This window comes from Lancefieldella parvula DNF00906 (genome assembly GCF_000758945.1).
GTDB classification, from domain to species: Bacteria; Actinomycetota; Coriobacteriia; order Coriobacteriales; family Atopobiaceae; genus Lancefieldella; species Lancefieldella parvula_C.
This window is the reverse complement of the sequence record NZ_JRND01000007.1, coordinates 21,411-41,685: the sequence shown is the minus strand read 5'-3', so window position 1 is coordinate 41,685 and position 20,275 is coordinate 21,411. Positions and strand designations below refer to the sequence as shown.

Here is a 20,275-nt window from a genome sequence, read left to right as displayed (position 1 = left end):
ATTAGACAGAAAATGAAAGGGTAACTTGTGGCAGACGATAAAAATATGAATGATGATCTTTTTGGTGCAGACGAGGATCAAGACCTTGATGCACAAAACGATATGGATGAAGAATACGAAGATGACGAGGTAGAAGAAGACTCTGACGAGTTTGACCCAGAGACTGGGGAAAATCTAATAACGGGAGAAACTTCACACATTATCTCTGATGAGGCTGGTACTCGTCTTGACCTCTCAGACATTCACGGTGGCACGCTTAAGCCAACCGATTTGTCCTCAGAGATGAAGACTTCCTTCCTCGAGTATTCCATGTCCGTTATTGTTGCTCGTGCACTTCCAGATGTTCGAGACGGCCTTAAGCCTGTTCACCGCCGTATTTTGTACGCAATGAGCGAGGCTGGCATTACGCCAAACCGTCCACATAAGAAGTCTGCATGGGCAGTCGGTGAAGTCATGGGTAAGTATCACCCACACGGTGACTCTGCTATTTATGACTCCATGGTCCGTATGTCTCAGGATTTCTCGATGAGACTTCCTCTGATTGATGGTCACGGAAACTTTGGTTCTATCGACGGTGATCCACCAGCAGCAATGCGTTATACCGAGGCACGTCTTACCAGAAGTGCTATGGAGATGCTGGCAGAGCTTAACAAGAACACCGTTGATCTTCAGTCAAACTATGATGAGTCTTTGACAGAGCCTGCAGTTCTTCCTGCTCGTTTCCCAAATCTTTTGGTTAACGGTTCTTCAGGTATTGCAGTTGGTATGGCTACCAACATTCCTCCTCACAACCTTGGTGAGGTTACTAACGCTGTCTGCATGATGATTGAGAACCCTGACGTTACCACTGAGGAGCTCATGACCGTTCTACCTGGTCCTGACTTCCCAACAGGCGGCATCATCATGGGCACTCAGGGCATCAAGGATGCCTATGAGACTGGTCGCGGTTCCATTACTGTCCGCGCAAAGGTTCACGTTGAGCAGGTCAAGAGTGGTCGCCAGCGCCTTGTTGTTACCGAGATTCCTTACCAGGTTAACAAAGGTCTTCTCCAGGAGAAGATTGCTCAAGCAGTCAACGAGAAGAAAATTGAAGGCATCTCTGACATGCGCGACGAGTCCAACCGTAAGGGTATGCGCATCGTTTTGGACCTCAAGCGTGATGCTGTTCCACAGGTTGTTCTGAATAACCTGTACAAGAAGACTCAGCTCCAGTCCAACTTTGGCATCATTGACCTGGCCTTGGTTGACGGTGTTCCTCGTACCCTTTCTCTTCGCGAGATTCTTCGTCACTACATTGATCACCAGATTGATGTTGTACGCCGTCGTACTGAGTTTGACCTGGATAAGGCACAGAAGCGTGTCCACATTTTGGAAGGTCTTCTGACCGCAGTTGATAACATCGACGAGATTGTCCACATCATCCGCAGCTCGCAGGATGATGCTGAGGCAAAGAAGCGCATGAACGAGCGTTTTGGCCTGGATGAGATTCAGGGCGAGGCAATCCTTCAGATGCGTCTGCGCCGCCTCACCGGTCTTGCTCGTCAGGATCTTGTTGACGAGATTTCCCAGCTCAGACTTGATATTGCCTACTACGAGGATCTTCTCGCTCACGAGGAAAAGATTCTGGCTGTTATTGCTGATGAGCTTCGTGAGATCTCTAACCGCTACGCTGACAAGCGTCGTACGCAAATCTCTGACCAGGACATTCAGAACCTGGACGTCGAGGATCTTATCGCTGAAGAGGATATGGTTGTTACCGTTACTCACGCAGGTTACGTAAAGCGCGTTCCTGTTGAGATTTATCGTTCTCAGAAGCGCGGCGGCAAGGGTGTTCAGGGCGTCTCTCTCAAAGAGAACGATTTTGTCGAGAACCTCTTTGTTGCTTCTACCCACGATTACGTGCTGTTCTTTACCAACTTTGGTAAGGTGTATCGCCTCAAGGTCCACGAGCTTCCTGTTGGTAGTAGAACTACAAAGGGTAGCGCCATCATCAATGTCATCGAGACACTTGCAGAGGGCGAGAAGGTCAAGGCAGTCATTACTACCCGCGACTTCCCAGAAGACAACTACCTGATGTTTGCTACTAAGCAGGGAATGGTCAAGAAGACAGCAATGTCTGAGTACGACCGCACCCGTAAGGACGGCCTCATTGCAATCAACCTTAAGGATGGCGACGAGCTTGTTAACGTCCGCCGTGTCCATCCAGGTGACAAGGTTGTTCTGTGCTCCTCCGACGGCAAGGCAATTCTGTTTGACGAGGCAGAGGCAAGAAGCATGGGCCGCGGTACCTCTGGCGTTCGTGGTATTACGCTCAAGGGCGATGCGACTATGCTTGGCATGGAAATTACCAACGGTAACGGTGACCTTTTCGTTATTACCGAGAAGGGCTATGGAAAGCGCACGGCAATTTCTGAGTATCCAGTTCACAAGCGTGGTGGCCAGGGCGTCTTTACCATCACAATGACGGAGAAGAAGGGTAACCTGGTTGCCTGCCGCGTTGTTGGTCCTCAGCACGAGATTATGATCATGTCCGAGGAGGGCGTTGTAATCCGCGTCAAGGCTGGCGATATCTCCAAGCTTGGCCGCTCTACTCAGGGCGTCAAGGTTATGAACCTCTCTGGTACTGACGTCGTTTCTGCAGTTGCCCGTATGGTTGCCAACAAAAAGAAGGCTCCTAAGCACGCAGAGAACCAAGGCATGCTTGATCTGATGGCAGCAGGCGCTCGCGATGCTGACGAGGCAGAGTCTGTTGACCTCGGAGATGAAGAGGAAGTACTGGACGATTCACTGCTGGATGATGACGAATAAGCATTTCAGCTATACGTAATTTGAAGAGCTCAGGAGGCAATTCTCCTGAGCTCTTTTCGCTTACCGAGAAAAACGACACGCTAATAGCAACGATTTTTATATAAAAGATGCATCAGTTGTTTAAAAGTAAACCATAGAGCAGGACTTATGAGAAATCCTCAGGAGAGACATCCTCAATAAACTGGTGGAACTCCTCAAGCTCTTGGGCCTGAACGTCCTTCTCGACATCAGTAAAGTCTGGAGCAGCAGCAATTTCCAGAACGCTCTCGTCAGCAAAGATCGGAGCGTTTGTTCTTACTGCCAGCGCAATTGCGTCTGACGGACGAGCATCCACGTAAATATGTTCTCCCTCTTTAGAGATAAGCTCAATTTGCGAGAAGAACGTGGTGCCATGGACACCTACAATGCGCACGCTTTTAATGTCTGCGTCCAGAGAATCAAGAACGGAGCGAAGAAGGTCATGCGTAAGCGGTCTCTGGGTAGACTCTTGGTCTATACCAAGGCTGATAGCAGAGGCTTCAATGTTGCCAATCTTAATAGGTAGGCTGAGCGTGGAGACCCCGCGTGGATCATGAAGACGCAGGACAATAACGGAAGAGATTGGTCCTCCTCCGACAACAACCGTTTGTATGTCCATACGTTTTAGTGACACAAAAACTCCAAAAAGCACGCCATTTATCAATCTTTGGGCAGATAGTCTACGACTCTCTGTTCTCACTTCATACCCAATTTCAAGAAACTTTAAAACAAAACAAAAAAAGTGTTGACCTACGAGAAGTATGGAGGTATTATTTTTCCCTGCGTTGGGCCTGTAGCTCAGTTGGTCAGAGCGTCCGGCTGATAACCGGGAGGTCACAAGTTCAAACCTTGTCAGGCCCACCACTTTATGTGACAATAGTCACCCCAACGTTAGCCGAGTCGCCGTTGGGGTGATTATTAAAACCTTCTGGGCCCAACCAGAAGTCAGTACGGGGAATTAGCTCAGCTGGGAGAGCGCGGGCTTTGCAAGCCTGAGGTCAGGGGTTCGATCCCCCTATTCTCCACCAAATGTTCAAGGCCAGGGATTTTGTCCCTGGCCTTTTTGCTAGTTATTTTTCAAAATAGCACTCATAAAAGACGCAAAAGACGCGGTTGCGCCATAAAACATACCGATGACCGTTATTTTTACCCACTTATCGAATAGTTACATATTTTTACAACAAACATGAGTAGGATTTACACAGGAGTATGTTCTTTTCGTTGGCACTGTGGAAAACCACAAGGAGAGAAAAGAGTTCTTATGTCAAACCTTACTCGTCGTAACTTTTTTGGAGTCAGCGCAGTTGTAGCAGGCCTGGGTATCACCGCCTGCAAAAAGTCCGATTCTGATGCTGGTGAGAAAAAAGAATCTGACACCAACTCTACAGACGCGGTTGGAGCACCAGAAGAGCTGGTAAAGGCAGCAAAAGAAGAGGGTAAGCTGATTGTTTACGGCTCTTGTGAGGAAGAGTATCTAAACGCAGTTTGCGCCAATTTCAAGAGTCTGTATGGCATTGAGGTTCAGGCACAGCGCCTGTCAACTGGCGAGGTTGCTGCAAAGATTGAGGAAGAGAACGGCCATCCATCAGCAGATGTTTGGTTTGGTGGCACAACCGATCCTTACAACGTAACCTCTTCAAAGGGTCTGCTTGAGCAGTACGAGCCAAAGAATGCATCACATCTTATTTCTGATAAGTTCAAGAGCACAAATAAGGACTGGTACGGAATTTATAAGGGTATTTTGGGAATTCTGTACGATAAGGAAGAGCTACAGCGTCTTAAGCTCGACGTGCCTCAGGACTACAAGGATCTTATCGATCCCAAATATAAGGGTCTTATCTGGTCTTCTAACTACAACACCGCTGGTACTGCAAAGCTGATCATTAATACTGTTATTCAGAAATATGGTCATGATCAGGGTATTCAGTATCTTGTTGACCTTGATAAGAACATTGCTCAGTACACCAAGAGTGGCTCTGGTCCTTCCAAGGCTATTGGAGCCGGTGAGTGCACCATCGGAATTGGTATGCTCCACGATGGTATTTATCAGATTGTTGACCAAGAGCATGAGAATGTTGGTCTTCAAATTCCAAGCTCTGGCGCATCATACGAGGTTGGTGCAACCGCAATCTTCAAGGGCGCTGCACATCCAAACGCAGCTAAGCTCTGGATTGAGTATGCACTTTCACCAGCATGCGTTGACCTTGCTCAGAAGAACGGCTCTTACCAGTTCCTGGTAATTGACAACGCAAAGCAGCCTGAGATTGCAACTGAGTACGGTCTTGATCCAAATAACGTTATGGACTACAACTTCGAAGACGCTAAGAAAAACACCGAGCAGTATGTCAAGGACGTTATGCAGGCACTTGGTGGCGGAGACAGCCGCTTTAAGACCGAGTAAACACCACGCGGATAAGCAACTAAACAATGCTGTTGCTCAAGATCTGAGTGGCAGATTATACTGGGTAGGCAGAGATCTGCCTACCCAGTTCCACATAGAGCTTTGCGTATAGGTTTAGTGTTTCAGAGTTAGGACCAGCATGGCAAAATCCCAGAGCGCTCGACTTGAGCGAAAAAAGCTCCTTGGCGATCCAATTTTGATAACGACCATTGTCGTTCTTATCGCCTTCTTAACCCTTTTTATTCTGTATCCTCTTGCCATTCTTATGGTTGACTCTGTAGTCTCCGATAACGGAGTTACCTTTAATGTCTTTACTCGCGTCTTGGCCATGCCTTCCTTTAGCCATGCAATTACCAACACCCTTAGGGTTGGATTTGCAGTAGGCATTTTATCAGCGCTTATTGGTCTTCTTTTTGCGTATGTTGAAGTGTACGTAAAGCTTCGTACAAAGTTTATGACAGGCCTTTTCCGCGTGGTTTCCATGCTTCCTGTTGTTTCTCCACCATTTGTTCTCTCGCTTTCCATGATTATGATGTTTGGCAAGAAAGGCCTGATTACCCGCGGTCTTTTGGGAATTTTTGACAACAACATCTATGGCTTCTGGGGCATTTTTATTGTCCAGACTATGTCGTTCTTCCCTGTGTGCTACATGATGCTTAAGGGCCTGCTCAAAAACATTGACCCATCCCTTGAAGAAGCAGCACGTGACATGGGTGCAAGCCGCTGGAAAGTATTTACCAGCGTTACACTTCCTCTTATTTTGCCTGGTTTAGGCAACGCTTTTCTCGTCTCATTTATTGAGTCGATCGCAGACTTTGCAAATCCAATGATTATTGGTGGCTCCTACGATACTCTGGCAACAACTATCTACCTGCAGATTACAGGAGCGTACGACAAGCAGGGTGCGGCTGCAATGGCTGTTGTTCTTCTTTCCATTACGCTGCTTATGTTTGTTGTTCAGAAGTTTGTGTTGGAAGCAAAGAGTACATCTACACTTTCGGGCAAAGCAACGCGAGCTAGGATGCTTATTACAGACAATTCTGTTCGCGTCCCACTTACCATTCTTTGCGCACTAGTCGCACTCTTTGTTATTGGCATGTACCTCTGCGTTCCTTATGGTTCGTTTGTTCGTTCCTGGGGCTCCAATTACGAGTTAACAACAAAGTGGTTTGAGCAGGTATTTACCAAGTACCACGGCTTGCAGGCGTTTAGCGACTCGTTTATGCTTTCGCTTATTGCAGCACCAATCACGGCTCTGCTTTCGATGATTATTTCTTATCTGGTAGTAAAACGTCGCTTCCGTGGCCGTGGTTTTATCGAGGCTGTATCCATGCTTGCCATGGCAGTTCCTGGTACGGTCTTGGGCGTTGGTTATATTCGCGGTTTCTCAAGCGGTGTCATGCACACAGGATTTTTACAAGGCCTGTATGGTACAGGACTTATCCTGATCATTGTCTTTGTCGTGCGATCGCTTCCTACAGGAACACGCTCGGGCATCTCGGCACTTCGACAGATTGATAAATCAATTGAGGAGTCCGCATACGACATGGGCGCCGACAGCTTTACGGTGTTTATGACCGTTACGTTGCCGCTGATTAAAGATTCGTTCTTGTCGGGCTTGGTAACGGCGTTTGTCCGCTCCATCACCGCAATTTCTGCAGTTATCCTCTTGGTCACACCAGAGTTCCTGCTTATTACCGTTCAGATTAATGAGTTTGCTGGTAAGGGTTCATATGGTATGGCCTGCGCCTTTGCAACAATTCTGATTGTTATTACCTATGGCTCGGTATTGCTTATGAATTGGGCCATCAAACACTTTGGCACCAGCCGAGCACTCAAGGAGGAGTAACACATGGCTACAGAGAAAAAAGGCGTTCGCCTTGAGCACATTTCCAAGATTTATCAGGATCAGAAGACTGGAAAAGACTTCTACGCAGTTCAAGACGCTAACATCACTATTGCTCCTGGCGAGTTTGTAACACTGCTTGGCCCTTCTGGCTGCGGAAAGACCACCATTCTGCGCATGATTGCTGGTTTTGAGAGTCCTGATGAGGGAAAGATCTTCCTTGGCGATGAGCAGATTGATGAGCTTACTCCAAACAAACGCGATACCGCTATGGTGTTCCAGAGCTATGCATTGCTTCCTCACTACAACATCTTTGACAATGTTGCCTATGGCCTCAAGCTTCGCAAAATGGATAAGGCAGTAATTCGCGAGAAGGTCCTTCATATCCTTGGTCTTGTTGGACTTGAGGGCATGGAAGAACGCATGACCAATCAACTTTCTGGTGGTCAGCAGCAACGTGTTGCTTTGGCACGCGCTCTGGTTATTGAGCCAAGCGTGCTCCTCTTTGACGAGCCTCTTTCAAACCTTGATGCGAAGCTCCGCGTTGACATGCGTAACGAGATCCGCCGTATTCAGCAGGAGGCCGGTATTACCGCCATCTACGTCACACATGACCAGTCAGAGGCAATGGCGCTTTCAGACAACATCATCATTATGAAAAAGGGTGTTGTGGACCAGGTTGGCGATCCTCAGACGGTTTACTATCACCCAGCAGACGAGTTTGTTGCAGACTTTATTGGTGAGTCAAACTTCCTGCATGCAACCATTGCAGACAAGCTTGATTCTGAGACTGCACTTTGCCGCTTTGAGGGTCATGAGTTTGAGGCTAGCGGATGTTCTCACCTGGACAAGGGCAAGGAATGCTGCATTGTTCTTCGTCCAGAGTCTGCACGCCTTGCTGACGAGGGAACACTTGCCTGTGAGGTAGTTCTTTCTCGATTCATGGGCCACTACCAGAACTACCACGTTATGGTTGGAGACACCCTCATTAAGATTACGGACTTCAACCCTCGTACACACAAGATTTACAACGTTGGCGACCACGCCTTTGTTGACTTTACCAAGGACGAGGTCCACGTTCTGTAAGTGTTTGAGTTAAAGCAGTAACGTATGGCGAGAAGATTCGTTTGTCTTCTCGCCATTTTTGTTAGATGGTGGATTTGAGCCAATTAAGCTTGCAGGTGAGCAACTTGTGGTCGGGCTCAAGCGAGGGGTCTTTGATTCTTTTAAGGAGCATCTTGCAAGCGGCGTAGCCCTCTTCATAGACGGGTTCAACAATAGTTGAGATGCTTTTAGCAGGTAAATCGGTCCAATCAGTGTTATTGAATCCCAACAGACCAATTTGCTCTGGAATTACCTCTTCATAGGCATGCAGCGCGCTATAGACACTTTTGAGAGCCCACTGATTTGGTACAAATACCAGCGTTTTCTTTGATGGAAGAATGTGGTTGTTAAGCCATTGCGTGATTTCAGGGATAGAGAGCGTATTTTGCTCTATGGTGAGACGCTCATGAGGTTTATTTAAGGCCTCTAAGGCATCAGTGAAGCCAGATTCTCGTTCAATTCTGGTACGACCTTTTGGCTCTCCACCAATGATTAAAAAGTTTTCGTATCCGCGTTCAACGCAGTGGGTTGCAGCTGAATAAACGCCGTCATAGAGGTTACTTTTTATCCAGGAAGCATTAAGGGCAAGAAGGTCGCAGTCAAAGTAGACAACGGGCTTTCCAACTTTAGCAATTCGTCTATCTACCGCTCTGAATTGATTGGTGGGCTGGATAAGCATGCCATCTGCTCCAATTGAAAGCATTTTCTCAACCCAGTCAGCTTCAAGCGTGGGGTCAAAACGAGAATTGCAAATAATTGTCTGATATCCAGATTCAAGAGCAGCATCTTCAATACCGTTAGTCATTTGAGCTGCCCACGCATTAGTATTGTCCAAGATGAGAACAGCAATAATTCCAGAGCTCTTCTTAACCATTGCTTGAGCTTGGGCGCTTGGAATATATCCCGTATTTTCGATTGCTTTTTTGATACGTTGCTTAGTTGCTTCGGACATCTTTTCAAAGTGTCCATTAAGGTAATTTGAAACGGTAGCAATAGAAACATTTGCTAATTTTGCAAGGTCAATGATAGTGGTCTTAGACATTGGCACTCATTTCACCGAAATCTTTACAATGTACTTGCAAAATACCAACGTTAGTGAGTGTGCTGGATTCTACGTTGGTTAAACGTTTAACAAAATTCATCATAACACAAGGTAGATTAGACGTTTACCGAAATCCTCTTTTAAAAAAGATTGAAACAATGCAAAGTATGAGTTGGAAACGTACGTCGTCAAAAGACGTGCTCGTGCGCCCCGCTTAGGGGCTCACAACTTACTTTGCGAGAGGACATAACCATGAACGTCGTTGCTGTATGCGCTTGCACGGTTGGAATTGCTCACACCTGGATGGCAAAAGAGGCCATTGAGAAAGAATGTGAGCGTCGCGGCTATGAATTCAAGGTAGAGGCTCAGGGTGGTTACGGTATTGAGAACGAGCTTGAGCAGGACGAAATTGATGCTGCAGACGTTGTTCTTCTCGCCATTGCAATTGGCATCGAAGGCGACGAGCGTTTTGACGAGAAGCGCGATGAAGGTCGCGTTCTTACGTTGGATCCATCGCTTGCCATTGCGGATCCAGCAAAGGTTATTGATCAGGTAGTTGCGCTGGCTGAGTAGCAAGCGCGTAAGTGATAACGCAAGGAAGAAGAGAGGAGAAACCCATGGCAGAGGAAAAGAGTCCCTCAGTTTTGGGCAAGGTCGGAAAAGACCTTCTAAAGGCGTTTAACACTGGTGTTTCGTACTTTATTCCTATTGTCGTAGTTGGTGGAGTCTTCTTGGCTTTCTCGCTAGCTACAGGAACTGCAGGAAAGGACGGTATTGAAGTCACCAATCCTTTGATGCAGAGCCTTAACCTTATTGGTATGGCCGGCATCAAGATGATGATTCCTGTCCTTGCTGCTTACATTGCCTATTCTTTGGGCGGAAAGCCTGCTCTGGCACCTGGCTTTGTCCTTGGTTACCTGGCAAGCAATCCTGTTCCTGTAGGTGAGGTCCAGGTTTCTACTGGCTTCTTGGGCGCAATGGTCCTTGGCGTTGCTGCTGGCTACCTTGTCCAGTGGATGAAGAGCTGGAAGGTCAATAGCACCATTCGTACCATCATGCCAATTCTGATCATCCCAAGCTTATCTTCGCTTGCCCTTGGCATGCTTTACATCTATGTTTTGGCAGCTCCACTTGGCGCTTTCATGGATTGGCTGACAAACCTGCTTTCAAGCCTTCAGGGTGGTTCTGCAGTTGTACTCGGCATCGTAATTGGCCTCATGACCGCATTTGATATGGGTGGCCCAGTTAACAAGACTGCTTCTACCTTCACCATGGCTCTTATGACCGCAGGTGTTTATGGTCCTAACGGCGCATTCCGTGTTGCAGTTGCTATTCCTCCACTGGTCTGCGGTGTTGCTTCTCTTATTGCTCGCAGCAAGTTTGACGACACTGATAGGCAGATGGGTATCTCTGCAGTCTTCATGGGACTCATTGGTATTACCGAAGGCGCAATTCCATTCGCTGTTAAAGATCTTGCACACACCCTTCCTGCAATCATGATTGGTTCTGCAGTTGGTGCTGGTCTTGCTGCTTGGCACGGTATTGAGTGCTTTGTTCCTCACGGTGGCATGATTGTTGCTGCAGCTACAAACAACATTGCCCTCTACACCCTTGATATGGCAATTGGCGTTGCAGTAGGTGTTGCAATCCTTGTTCTCACCAAGCCAAAGCTTGAGGACAACAAGTAATACAGAGCGAGATACGCATGTACCTTTTGGTCTTAGACCTTAAAAATTGAAGTTAAAAGGAGAGGGGCGTAGGGATTCAACCCCCACGCCCTTCTTATTACCAAGAAACACTCTTGGGAAGGGGTAATTATGGAAAAGCTACCAATCAAAAAAGCTGTTGAAGGGTTGCTTAAACTTCAAGACACAGGAAAGTCCGCCACGCTGTTAGGAATTGGACCGATGTCGCCCAACCTGCTTCAGGCAGCTTTTGAACTTGGTAGAGACTGCGATTTTCCTCTGATGTTTATTGCATCTCGAAACCAGGTTGATCTTGATGAACTTGGTGGAGGATACGTAAATTCTTGGGATCAGAAGCGTTTCTCGGATGATATTGCTGAAGCAGCTCAGAAGGTTGGCTTTGACGGTCTGTATTACCTCTGCCGCGACCACGGCGGTCCTTGGCAGCGTGACGAGGAGCGCAACGCTCACCTTCCAGAAGATGAGGCTATGGAGCTTGCCAAGAAGTCTTATCTTGCCGACATGCTTAACGGCTTTGACCTGCTGATGATTGACCCAACTAAGGATCCTTTTGAGATTGGCAAGGTTATTCCGCTTGATGTGGTTCTTCGTCGTACGGTTGATTTGATTGAGTGGTGCGAGAAGGAACGTGTTTCTCGCGGTCTTCCTGAGATTGGCTATGAGGTCGGTACCGAGGAAACAAACGGCGGCTTAACCTCTACTGATAAGTACCATACCTTTATTGAGCAGCTTAAGAGTGAGCTCACCGCTAAGGGTCTGCCGATGCCAACCTTTATTGTTGGACAGACAGGAACGCTTACGCGTCTTACTGAGCAGGTTGGACATTACGATTTTGAGGCCGCCATTAGCCTTGCTGAGATGGCCAAGAGCTACGGTGTTGGTCTTAAAGAGCACAATGCAGATTACCTTGATGATGTAACGCTGCTTGAGCACACTCCCGCAAACGTCACCGCTTCAAACGTGGCGCCTCAGTATGGAACGGAAGAGACTCGCGCATATCTGAAACTTTGTGACGTCGAAGATCTTTTGGTCAAAGAAGGCCTTCTGAAGGCAGATGAGGTTTCTGGCTTGAGGAACACCCTGCTGGTTAAGGCAATTGAGACTGAGCGTTGGCGCAAGTGGATGGTTGGCGATCAGGTTAATCTGACTGTTGAGCAGATTCTTGCTAATCACAAGCTGTCACTGGATATTCTTGATATCTCTGGCCATTACGCGTTCAATGATGACGAGGTCAAAGCCGCAACCGAGCACCTGTACAAGAACCTTGCCAAGTTCAATATTGATGGACAGCGTTTTGTTGTTGACCACATTAAGCGCCCTCTTCGTCAGTATGTTGAGTGCTATAGGCTTGAGGGAGTTACTACGCGCATCCGTGAGGCACTGGCAGAGTAACCGCTCGTGCTTTCAGACGCGGTGTTTTGCCGTTGTAACGCCGTTGCTGTCTAATTTTGGACAGATAGCTGACAAACCCAAGAGGTCGAAGGCTTTTTGCTTTCGACCTCTTTTCTTGTGCGATGTATCATAGAGAACAATAGTTACAAAAAACGACGCTAAGGAGCGGCATGGCCGAAAACAACGAGCGCAAAGATGGAGTTTCTCCCCAGCTTGATATGCTCTCAACTGAGCTGCTTGGAGATGCGTTTGACCTGCTTGCAGATGGCCAATCACTCAACGTTTTGCTTGTAGTTGAGGACGCGTCAGGCACGGTTGCAAGCTATGAGTTCTCCGATGACGGCCCAGAGGAGCTGCTTGAAGGCGCCCATAAGCGCGTGCTTGACCTGGCAAAACAGAAGGGCGATAAAGAAGCGGGACTTGAAGAGCCTGTTCGCTATGCGCTTGTATATGAGGGGGCCATTCAACTGCTCAAAGAGGGCGGTTACGAGGATGCCGTGCTTCTTGAGTTTGGCGAGAAGGGCTATAAGAGTTTCTCGGCATATTCTTTAGTTCACGGAAAAGGCCAAGGCGACCAGTTTGTGTGGTCTGATCCCGCTCCAGCAGGGGAGCTTGAGCCACTTCTGTAATGAAAAAGCTGCGTTCATTGAAATTTCTGGGCGCTCTAGGCACGTAATTGCACTAAAGTTCTAAAGCTGATAAAAATTGGACCTGAAGTAGCAAGTCCAAACACATACCTTCGAGAGATAGAGACTTATGCGTCAAGACAACATCAGAAATATTGCTATCATCGCCCACGTTGACCACGGTAAAACCACCATGGTTGACCAGATGCTTAAGGCAACCGATGCATTCCGCGAGAACCAGCAGGTTCAAGAGAGAATTCTGGACTCCAATGATCAGGAGCGTGAGCGCGGAATTACCATTCTGGCAAAGAACATCTCTATTGAGTACAAGGGCGTCAAGATTAACGTTATTGATACCCCTGGCCACGCTGACTTCGGCGGCGAGGTAGAGCGTGTTTTGAAGATGGCTGACGGTGCGCTTCTGCTGGTTGACGCAGCCGAGGGCCCTATGCCACAGACTCGCTTTGTTCTGCGCCACGCTATCGACGCAGGCCTTTCTATCATGATGGTTGTCAACAAGATTGACCGTGACGGCGCTCGTCCAGAGGCTGTTGTCAACGATTCTCTTGATCTGATGATGGACCTCGGCGCAACTGATGAGCAGCTTGAGTTCACCATGGAGCACGTCATCTTTGCTTCTGGCGTTAATGGTTACGCTCGCCTTGATCCAAATGATGACAACGACAACATGTTCCCTCTTCTTGACATGATTATTGATGGTCTTCCAGCTCCAGATGTTGATATTGACGGACCTCTTGCTATGCAGTGCGTCACCATCGATCACTCCGACTACCTGGGCCGCATTGGTATTGGCCGTGTGTATTCCGGAACTGTTCATACTGGCGACAAGATTCTTGTTGTCAAAAACGACGGTTCCCGCGCCATGAGTCAGGTCAAGCAGCTGTTCACCTTTGACTACCTGGGCCGCAAGGAGTGCGATGAGGTTGACGCAGGCGATATTGCGGCAATCGTTGGCGTTGATAAAACTGATATTGGTGATGTTTACACCGATCCAGAAAATCCCGTTGAGCTTGATCCAATCGAGATTGATCCACCAACCCTTTCTATTATTTTTGAGCCTTCTACCTCGCCACTTGTTGGCCGCGAGGGAGACATTGTTGGCGGCCGTCAGCTCAAAGAGCGCCTGATGACAGAACGCGAGAATAACGTCACCATGCGCATCGAGGAGCTTCCTGATAAGACGGGTATTGAGGTTTCTGGCCGTGGTATTCTTCACCTCTCCGTTCTTATGGAGAGCATGCGCCGTGAGGGCTTTGAATTCCAGGTTGGTCGTCCTCGCGTTCTGTTCAAGAAGGACGCCCAGGGTCACACACTTGAGCCTATTGAGCAGGCTGTTGTTGAGTGCAACCCAGAGTATGCCGGCAAGGTTATTGAGGTCTTTGGTAACGTTGGCGGCACCATGTCTATCATGGACACTGGCGAGACTCAGACACACCTTGAGTTCAAGATTCCAACCCGCGGCATCATGGGCCTTAAGACGCGCGTCATGAACGTTACCCACGGAGACGCAGTCTTCTACCACACCTTCCTTGAGTACGGTCCTTTTGCAGGTGATATTGGTAGCCGTCAGAACGGCGCCATGATCTCTATGTCTACCGAGAAGGCCGTTGCGTACGCACTTGGTACGCTTCAGGAGCGCGGCCAGCTCTTTGTTGCTCCAGGTGTTGAGTGCTACGAGGGTATGCTGGTTGGCGAACGTTCAAGGCCAGGCGACATGGTTGTTAACATTGCACGCACCAAGTCTTTGGGCAACCAGAGGTCTTCAACTGCAGATATTTCAGTTCAGCTGACTCCTCCACGCCTGTTTACGCTGGAAGAGGCTCTGGAGTACATCATGGACGACGAGCTTGTTGAGATCACACCACTCAACATCCGTATGCGTAAGCGTATCCTTTCCGAGACCGAGCGCCGTAAGTGGGCAGTTCGTAACGGTATGGTCAAGAAGTAACAGCGTCGTTTACAGACAATCAATCTGGCGAGAAAAACTTGCAGCCGCAAGGGTTTCTCGCCAGTTTTGTTTTAGGTGGATTTTAAATAAAGTGCTGATAAACGGTATGTGAGGGCGATGCAAAACCGCCCAAAAACATCCAAAACCGTCTGATTGTGAGCGATACTACTTTGATGGGGTGTTCTGCTCAGGTTGCTTACCCGGCTTCTGAGCTTTGTGACGAAGCTTGTTAACACTGCGCATTACGTGCGGCGTAAGGTCAACGTCGGCCGGAGAAAGTACGTTGTACTTGAGCGACCAACGCCTCAGGCAAACGGTAACAGCAACGCAGACAACGGCTGCCCAGATTTTGGTGACTCCAGCGTAGGAAACAAGTGCCCAATATGAGGTGGCGCCAGCAACTGCGCAAAACGCGTAGAGATTGCTTCGTTGGAAAATACGAGGGATATCGCCAAGAAATACGTCGCGAAGCATACCGCCACCAACGCCCGTAATGCTTCCCATCAAAATGACCGAGAAGGGAAGCAGGTGATATACCAGGGCTTTATCGGTACCAACCACAGCGAAGAGGCCAACAGAGATAATGTCGGTCCACTCAAGCATGCGAGGGAATCTATCAAGCGGCTCAGGGAACATAAACAGCAAAATGGCGGTAAAAACGGCAGCCGGAATGGCGTAGGGCGAGTTGAGCATGTAGACGCCGCCTTCTTGCATCATGACGTCCCTGATAAGCCCTCCACCCAGGCCACCTAAAAGGCCAAGACCCACAAAGCCTACAAGATCCAAGTGACGGTCTCTTGCAACCAAAATTCCCGAGATTGCACCAATAATTACCGTTAGAAGGTCTAGCCAGTAGGGGATGCCCACAGAAATTGCATCTGTGCCATACGGCGAGAAAAACGGTGGCATCCATACCTCCTACTGGTGTTTTTGTTTTTATTAGTATGACAATACTACACAAGTATTAAAAATACACAGAACTTCTCGCCCTATATTGGTGAGAAATCCGCTATACTGTCCCGTGCGGTTTTATATGGAGAGTTGTCCGAGTGGCCGAAGGAGCACGATTGGAAATCGTGTAGGCGTCTAAAGCGTCTCCAGGGTTCAAATCCCTGACTCTCCGCCAGAATTTTCACGGCGCCTACGGGCGCCGTTTCACCCTTCGGAGGGGTGGCAGAGTGGTTGAATGCGGCGGTCTCGAAAACCGTTTACCCCTTCTAGGGGTACGAGGGTTCGAATCCCTCCTCCTCCGCCATTTAACATTTTCATTTGATTAATTGTTACCAATAAAGATATATTTATTTTTCGATTTTATATAGAATGTTTAGGCTTTGTAATTCGATGTCATCTTTTTTGACACGAGGGGAGAGTTAAATGGCTGTTTCAGCAGATGAGTTGAATGGCTACAGACGCGATCGCTACTTTGCACGCTCCTGGGCACTTCTGACTTTGGAAAAGGGTTGGTGGAAGCCTGTCCTTATTATGGCTCTGTTTGGTCTTATTCCAGTTGTCGGAATTCTTGCACTTGTTGGCTATGCACTTGAGACTGCACGCGTAACTGCATGGGGCATCAACGCTGGTCCAAAGCAGAAAGACCTTAAGTTTGGTACCTATATTGTTACCGGCTTCAAGGCAGTTGTTATTGCACTTGCCTTTGGTCTGGTATACAGCATTGCAACGGGAATTCTTTCTTTCATTCCAGTTATCAATCTGATTCTTATCCCAGTCTTTATTGTTGCAGCATTTGTGTATCCACTGTGCATCAATGTTATTCAGGTTCGCGCATCAGTTTATGGTCGCATCTCTGCAGGTTTTGCTTTTAAGAACATCTTTGAGATGATCAAGCATGACATGGGCGGTCTGTTCCGTATCTTTGGTATGGGTATTGTGCTTGGCATTGCCACCTCACTTATTATGGGCATCATCGGCGGTAGCGCTGCAATTAGCATGATTGTTAACATTGGCACTCAGGCTTTAACCATTGCAAGAACTCAGAACGTTACCGACCAGAGCCAGGTGGGTCTTATCATGCTTGCTCTTCTTGCACGCGGCTTTATTCAGATGGGACCAATCTTCCTGGTTATTGGCTATATCGGCCACGTTGTTGGTCTTATCGTTATGCTTCTTATGCAGAACGCTATCGCTCTTTGGATGCGTCAGTTCAATGTTCCTGCATGGGGACAGAGCAACGATCCACTGCCACCATTCATTAACGATCCTCGTGATGGCGCAGCTGCTACGTATGCAGCTCCAGCACCAGTTGCTCCTACTGCACCAGCAGCAACCGCTGCTCCTGCAGCAGCACCTGTTGCTGTTCCTGTCGCAGCACCTGCACCAGCAGCCACTGCTCCTGCAGCTCCAGCAGCTCCTGCTGCCCCAGTTGCTGCTCCAGCTCCAGTTGCACCTGCAGCCCCAGTCGCTGCTCCAGCTGAGCCTGTTGCGGCTCCAGTAGCACCTGCTGCACCAGTGGCTCCTGCTGCTCCTGTTGCGCCAGCAGCACCTGCTGCACCAGTGGCTCCTGTCGCTCCAGCTGCACCTGCTGCACCAGTGGCTCCTGCTGCACCTGCTGCCCCTGCTGCACCAGTGGCTCCTGCTGCACCAGCAGCACCAGCAGCACCTGTTGTTCCTGCGGCTCCTGCGGCACCAGTTGCACCTGTTGCGCCAGCAGCACCTGTAGCGCCAGAGGTTCCTGTCGCTCCCGCAGCTCCAGAGCCTGCACCTGCTTCGACTGTTGTTGTTGAGCCAATTATCCCAACAACTCCAGAGGCTCCTGAGGCACCAGCTGCTCCAGCAGACGCACCAACTCAGAATCCTGAGGGACCTGCAGCTCAGTAAAGTAGAGCACATATAAAAGAGACGGCCATCATGCAGATTGTGTGATGGTCGTTTTTCTTTTTCAATCCCATGTTTTTAAAATTGCGCGAGTGACCACGCCTTAGAAAGATTCGCGTCAGATAGTTGCAAGTTTAGAGGTAAATAAGCAACAAATTGCCGATTTAAGCTTTATATGTGGACTGCATGTGAGAAAGTTTGTGGGTCAGTTTCGTATTTGAGCATTTATGTGGTATGATGCTTGGTCGAACTTTCCTGCTTCGGGTGCACCTTCACTTCCCGAAGCCATTAGCCCAGAGGAGGTGACAATATGAAGGCCTATGAACTGCTGTTTTTTGTTGACCCAGCTTCCACCGAGGAAGTCCGCGCTGGTGTAATGAAGCGTATTGACGTTGCTATCACCACTGACGGCGGAGTAGTCGACAGCGTCGAGGACTGGGGTAAGCGTAAGCTTGCTTTTGAGATCGACGATCTTACCGAGGGTGACTATACCCTCATCAATTTCCATGCAGATCCAACGCAGATTGCAGAGCTCGATCGAGTCCTGCGAATCAATGATGCTGTTAAGCGTCACATGATCGTGCGTCGAGTCGATAAGGACTAAGTCCTTGTAATGGAAAAGTGGAATTATTCCACGATGAGAGGTAGTGAGATTTATGAGTATTAACAGGGTTAACATTTCGGGCAACCTGACCCGTGACCCGGAGCTTCGCTCCACAGCAGGCGGTACCCAGATTCTATCCTTCGGCGTTGCGGTTAACGATCGTCGCAGGAACCAGCAGACCGGTGAGTGGGAAGATGTTCCCAATTTCGTTGACTGCGTAGTATTTGGACAGCGTGCTGAAGCACTTTCCCGCTTCCTCTCCAAGGGTTCGAAGGTTGCTATTGAAGGCAAACTTCGTTTCAGCTCCTGGGAGACGAAGGAAGGACAGCGTCGCAGCAAGCTTGAAGTTGTTGTTGATGAGGTCGAGTTCCTTTCTAGGAATCAGCAGGGTGGAGCCCCTATGTCACAGGGTGCACCATCTTATGCAGCTCCAACTCCACAGGCACCCGCTCCTGTTCCGGCTCCGCCAGACGAGGAGTTCTACGATGCTGATATTCCGTTTTAAACGTCAGACAGCAACACAGACGTTACTGTCATCTGAAAGGTAAAAGACATGGCTCAGCAGAAACAAGATTTCCAGCGCCAGCCGCGTCGCAAGTATTGCCAGTTCTGCAAGGAGGAGACTGAGTTCATCGATTACAAAGATACTCAGCTTCTTCGTAAGTACATGACCGACCGTGGCAAGATTAAGCCTCGTCGCGTCACTGGCACCTGCACGCAGCACCAGCACGACATTGCACTTGCTATCAAGCGCGCACGCGAGATGGCACTTCTGCCCTACACTGTCCCTGTGGTTTCCAGCCGCGGTGGCCGTAGTCGCGGATAACCTATCTGTTCTTCAGGTAGAGTTGGTTAGCAATGGATAGACCGGATTCAAATATTCCTCAGGCACCTGAAGGGTATTCTCGCCCAGAGAGTAGCCCACAGAATTTTGCTGGTCCAAGCAACCAAAACGGAGGCAAGCCGCGTCCGTTTGAAGCTCCAACCTACAAGCAAGGCTTTGTTCTTTGCGTTGTTGGCGGAGTAATTACCGGGCTCCTTTCTTTTATTGGAGCAGCTTTGGTTGCGTATGGCATGGTAATTGCTGTCTATTGCAAAAAAGGGCACGGATGGTTTGGTCCTGCTATTACTTCAGTACTTGTTACGGGTGTAGCAGCTTATTTGCTCTCGGGACCAACGGAGGCGGCTACCTCAGTTACCGCTTGTGCACTTGCTCTTGGAGTTGGCTACGCTTTTGCAACAGAGAAACTCACCGTTGGTGTTGGATCTCTTCTTGTAGGAGCAACGGCTTTGGCACTTCTGGGATACGACGCGTTCTTTGCCGCAATGGCAGGAACAACTCTTCCCGAGCTTGCTCAGAACGTATTTAATCAATACGCCTCGCAGGTCTCAGGTGCTTCTCCAGAGATTCAAGAAGGTCTTTCAACGGCAAAGGCACTCTTTATGCTCTTTTGGCCAACCAGCTATACCGGCATGGCGCTTTTATATTTTGTAATTGCGCGTTTTGGAGCTCGAACAGTGTATAAGGCGCTGACAAGAGACCCACAGAAATTGCCACAGTTCCAGCTGATGGATGTTCCATTTTGGATGTGTGTTCTTACCGTGGTCAACTTGTTTGTATATGCACTCTCAAGCACCATTTTGCCTGCACAAGACATACTTCAGCTTATTACGTTGAATGTGTTTATGGCTCTTAGAGTTGTGTTTGCTCTTCAGGGCCTTGCAGTGCTCACATGGTTTGTGCGCGAGAAGCACTTCTCGCCAGCACTTTCTCTGTCACTGTTTGTATTGGCAGGCATGTTAGAAGTTCAGTTAGGCGTTATGGCTCTCGTAGGACTTATTGACGCCTGGGTAAACTTCCGAAAGCTTAATCGCTCAGGAAACCAGGATTCAGAGCCTACGATAAACAACAACTAGTCGATACCAT

Annotated in this window: 17 protein-coding genes and 4 tRNA genes; 18 read left to right on the top strand and 3 right to left on the bottom strand. The window is 48.6% G+C overall.

Annotated features, from left to right (window positions below):
* The first annotated feature begins 45 nt into the window (after positions 1 to 45).
* Positions 46 to 2,808 (top strand): DNA gyrase subunit A, encoded by a 2,763-nt coding sequence (gene gyrA / locus HMPREF1647_RS01260; RefSeq protein WP_035431490.1) that lies wholly within the window; start codon positions 46 to 48, stop codon positions 2,806 to 2,808.
* 145 nt (positions 2,809 to 2,953) lie between these two features.
* Here the strand turns inward: gyrA and HMPREF1647_RS01255 are convergent, their stop codons facing one another.
* Positions 2,954 to 3,460, bottom strand: coding sequence for a bifunctional nuclease family protein (locus HMPREF1647_RS01255; RefSeq protein ID WP_035427122.1), 507 nt, complete (start codon positions 3,458 to 3,460; stop codon positions 2,954 to 2,956).
* A gap of 153 nt (positions 3,461 to 3,613) precedes the next feature.
* Here HMPREF1647_RS01255 and HMPREF1647_RS01250 point away from each other — a divergent pair.
* The 5 genes from HMPREF1647_RS01250 (at position 3,614) to HMPREF1647_RS01230 (ending at position 8,159) form a co-directional block, all read left to right on the top strand.
* Positions 3,614 to 3,690, top strand: a tRNA-Ile gene (locus HMPREF1647_RS01250).
* A gap of 88 nt (positions 3,691 to 3,778) precedes the next feature.
* Positions 3,779 to 3,854 (top strand) — tRNA-Ala (locus HMPREF1647_RS01245).
* 233 nt (positions 3,855 to 4,087) lie between these two features.
* Positions 4,088 to 5,227: an ABC transporter substrate-binding protein gene (locus tag HMPREF1647_RS01240; protein ID WP_035431379.1), complete on the top strand. Its 1,140-nt coding sequence runs from the start codon at positions 4,088 to 4,090 to the stop codon at positions 5,225 to 5,227.
* Positions 5,228 to 5,366: 139 nt separating this feature from the next.
* Positions 5,367 to 7,076 carry an ABC transporter permease gene (locus HMPREF1647_RS01235; RefSeq protein WP_035431377.1) on the top strand — a complete coding sequence of 570 codons (1,710 nt, stop codon included), beginning with the start codon at positions 5,367 to 5,369 and terminating at the stop codon, positions 7,074 to 7,076.
* Between the two features lie 3 nt (positions 7,077 to 7,079).
* On the top strand, positions 7,080 to 8,159 hold the full coding sequence (locus HMPREF1647_RS01230) for an ABC transporter ATP-binding protein (RefSeq protein ID WP_035431375.1): 1,080 nt from the start codon (positions 7,080 to 7,082) through the stop codon (positions 8,157 to 8,159).
* A gap of 61 nt (positions 8,160 to 8,220) precedes the next feature.
* Here the strand turns inward: HMPREF1647_RS01230 and HMPREF1647_RS01225 are convergent, their stop codons facing one another.
* On the bottom strand, positions 8,221 to 9,219 hold the full coding sequence (locus HMPREF1647_RS01225) for a LacI family DNA-binding transcriptional regulator (protein WP_035431373.1): 999 nt from the start codon (positions 9,217 to 9,219) through the stop codon (positions 8,221 to 8,223).
* Positions 9,220 to 9,471: 252 nt separating this feature from the next.
* Here HMPREF1647_RS01225 and HMPREF1647_RS01220 point away from each other — a divergent pair, with 252 nt between their 5' ends.
* The 5 genes from HMPREF1647_RS01220 to typA all read left to right on the top strand — a co-directional run bounded on the left by HMPREF1647_RS01220 (position 9,472) and on the right by typA (position 14,912).
* On the top strand, positions 9,472 to 9,792 hold the full coding sequence (locus HMPREF1647_RS01220; protein WP_035431371.1) for a PTS fructose transporter subunit IIB: 321 nt from the start codon (positions 9,472 to 9,474) through the stop codon (positions 9,790 to 9,792).
* 44 nt (positions 9,793 to 9,836) lie between these two features.
* On the top strand, positions 9,837 to 10,907 hold the full coding sequence (locus HMPREF1647_RS01215; RefSeq protein WP_052039082.1) for a PTS fructose transporter subunit IIC: 1,071 nt from the start codon (positions 9,837 to 9,839) through the stop codon (positions 10,905 to 10,907).
* A 129-nt stretch (positions 10,908 to 11,036) separates the two neighbouring features.
* On the top strand, positions 11,037 to 12,317 hold the full coding sequence (locus tag HMPREF1647_RS01210) for a class II D-tagatose-bisphosphate aldolase non-catalytic subunit (RefSeq protein WP_035431369.1): 1,281 nt from the start codon (positions 11,037 to 11,039) through the stop codon (positions 12,315 to 12,317).
* A 170-nt stretch (positions 12,318 to 12,487) separates the two neighbouring features.
* On the top strand, positions 12,488 to 12,946 hold the full coding sequence (locus tag HMPREF1647_RS01205) for a hypothetical protein (protein WP_035431367.1): 459 nt from the start codon (positions 12,488 to 12,490) through the stop codon (positions 12,944 to 12,946).
* Positions 12,947 to 13,073: 127 nt separating this feature from the next.
* A complete protein-coding gene (typA, locus tag HMPREF1647_RS01200) occupies positions 13,074 to 14,912 on the top strand; it encodes a translational GTPase TypA (protein ID WP_035431365.1) in 1,839 nt (612 codons plus the stop codon).
* A gap of 165 nt (positions 14,913 to 15,077) precedes the next feature.
* On the opposite strand, the gene HMPREF1647_RS01195 is transcribed toward typA, so the two are convergent.
* The gene (locus HMPREF1647_RS01195; RefSeq protein ID WP_035431363.1) at positions 15,078 to 15,821 is read right to left on the bottom strand and encodes a trimeric intracellular cation channel family protein; all 744 of its coding nucleotides are present in this window, start codon (positions 15,819 to 15,821) and stop codon (positions 15,078 to 15,080) included.
* Between the two features lie 126 nt (positions 15,822 to 15,947).
* Between HMPREF1647_RS01195 and HMPREF1647_RS01190 the strand changes: the two genes are divergently transcribed.
* From HMPREF1647_RS01190 to HMPREF1647_RS01160, 7 genes are all read left to right on the top strand, one after another.
* Positions 15,948 to 16,038: transfer RNA gene (locus tag HMPREF1647_RS01190), tRNA-Ser, on the top strand.
* Positions 16,039 to 16,076: 38 nt separating this feature from the next.
* Positions 16,077 to 16,167: transfer RNA gene (locus HMPREF1647_RS01185), tRNA-Ser, on the top strand.
* Between the two features lie 119 nt (positions 16,168 to 16,286).
* On the top strand, positions 16,287 to 17,747 hold the full coding sequence (locus tag HMPREF1647_RS07150; RefSeq protein WP_052039081.1) for a DUF4013 domain-containing protein: 1,461 nt from the start codon (positions 16,287 to 16,289) through the stop codon (positions 17,745 to 17,747).
* 307 nt (positions 17,748 to 18,054) lie between these two features.
* A complete protein-coding gene (gene rpsF, locus HMPREF1647_RS01175; RefSeq protein WP_035427103.1) occupies positions 18,055 to 18,348 on the top strand; it encodes a 30S ribosomal protein S6 in 294 nt (97 codons plus the stop codon).
* A gap of 52 nt (positions 18,349 to 18,400) precedes the next feature.
* Positions 18,401 to 18,853 carry a single-stranded DNA-binding protein gene (locus HMPREF1647_RS01170; RefSeq protein WP_035427101.1) on the top strand — a complete coding sequence of 151 codons (453 nt, stop codon included), beginning with the start codon at positions 18,401 to 18,403 and terminating at the stop codon, positions 18,851 to 18,853.
* A 48-nt stretch (positions 18,854 to 18,901) separates the two neighbouring features.
* Positions 18,902 to 19,174, top strand: coding sequence for a 30S ribosomal protein S18 (gene rpsR, locus HMPREF1647_RS01165; protein WP_012808120.1), 273 nt, complete (start codon positions 18,902 to 18,904; stop codon positions 19,172 to 19,174).
* Positions 19,175 to 19,206: 32 nt separating this feature from the next.
* A complete protein-coding gene (locus HMPREF1647_RS01160; RefSeq protein ID WP_035431361.1) occupies positions 19,207 to 20,265 on the top strand; it encodes a DUF2232 domain-containing protein in 1,059 nt (352 codons plus the stop codon).
* Positions 20,266 to 20,275: the final 10 nt, after the last annotated feature.

What these genes read in the sequence shown, in the direction of transcription:
- gyrA (WP_035431490.1), top strand. Translation starts at nt 46, where the DNA reads ATGAATGATGATCTTTTTGGTGCAGACGAGGATCAAGACCTTGATGCA.
- HMPREF1647_RS01240 (WP_035431379.1), top strand. Translation starts at nt 4,088, where the DNA reads ATGTCAAACCTTACTCGTCGTAACTTTTTTGGAGTCAGCGCAGTTGTA.
- HMPREF1647_RS01235 (WP_035431377.1), top strand. Translation starts at nt 5,367, where the DNA reads ATGGCAAAATCCCAGAGCGCTCGACTTGAGCGAAAAAAGCTCCTTGGC.
- HMPREF1647_RS01230 (WP_035431375.1), top strand. Translation starts at nt 7,080, where the DNA reads ATGGCTACAGAGAAAAAAGGCGTTCGCCTTGAGCACATTTCCAAGATT.
- HMPREF1647_RS01225 (WP_035431373.1), bottom strand. Translation starts at nt 9,219, where the DNA reads ATGTCTAAGACCACTATCATTGACCTTGCAAAATTAGCAAATGTTTCT.
- HMPREF1647_RS01220 (WP_035431371.1), top strand. Translation starts at nt 9,472, where the DNA reads ATGAACGTCGTTGCTGTATGCGCTTGCACGGTTGGAATTGCTCACACC.
- HMPREF1647_RS01215 (WP_052039082.1), top strand. Translation starts at nt 9,837, where the DNA reads ATGGCAGAGGAAAAGAGTCCCTCAGTTTTGGGCAAGGTCGGAAAAGAC.
- HMPREF1647_RS01210 (WP_035431369.1), top strand. Translation starts at nt 11,037, where the DNA reads ATGGAAAAGCTACCAATCAAAAAAGCTGTTGAAGGGTTGCTTAAACTT.
- HMPREF1647_RS01205 (WP_035431367.1), top strand. Translation starts at nt 12,488, where the DNA reads ATGGCCGAAAACAACGAGCGCAAAGATGGAGTTTCTCCCCAGCTTGAT.
- typA (WP_035431365.1), top strand. Translation starts at nt 13,074, where the DNA reads ATGCGTCAAGACAACATCAGAAATATTGCTATCATCGCCCACGTTGAC.
- HMPREF1647_RS01195 (WP_035431363.1), bottom strand. Translation starts at nt 15,821, where the DNA reads ATGCCACCGTTTTTCTCGCCGTATGGCACAGATGCAATTTCTGTGGGC.
- HMPREF1647_RS07150 (WP_052039081.1), top strand. Translation starts at nt 16,287, where the DNA reads ATGGCTGTTTCAGCAGATGAGTTGAATGGCTACAGACGCGATCGCTAC.
- rpsF (WP_035427103.1), top strand. Translation starts at nt 18,055, where the DNA reads ATGAAGGCCTATGAACTGCTGTTTTTTGTTGACCCAGCTTCCACCGAG.
- HMPREF1647_RS01170 (WP_035427101.1), top strand. Translation starts at nt 18,401, where the DNA reads ATGAGTATTAACAGGGTTAACATTTCGGGCAACCTGACCCGTGACCCG.
- rpsR (WP_012808120.1), top strand. Translation starts at nt 18,902, where the DNA reads ATGGCTCAGCAGAAACAAGATTTCCAGCGCCAGCCGCGTCGCAAGTAT.
- HMPREF1647_RS01160 (WP_035431361.1), top strand. Translation starts at nt 19,207, where the DNA reads ATGGATAGACCGGATTCAAATATTCCTCAGGCACCTGAAGGGTATTCT.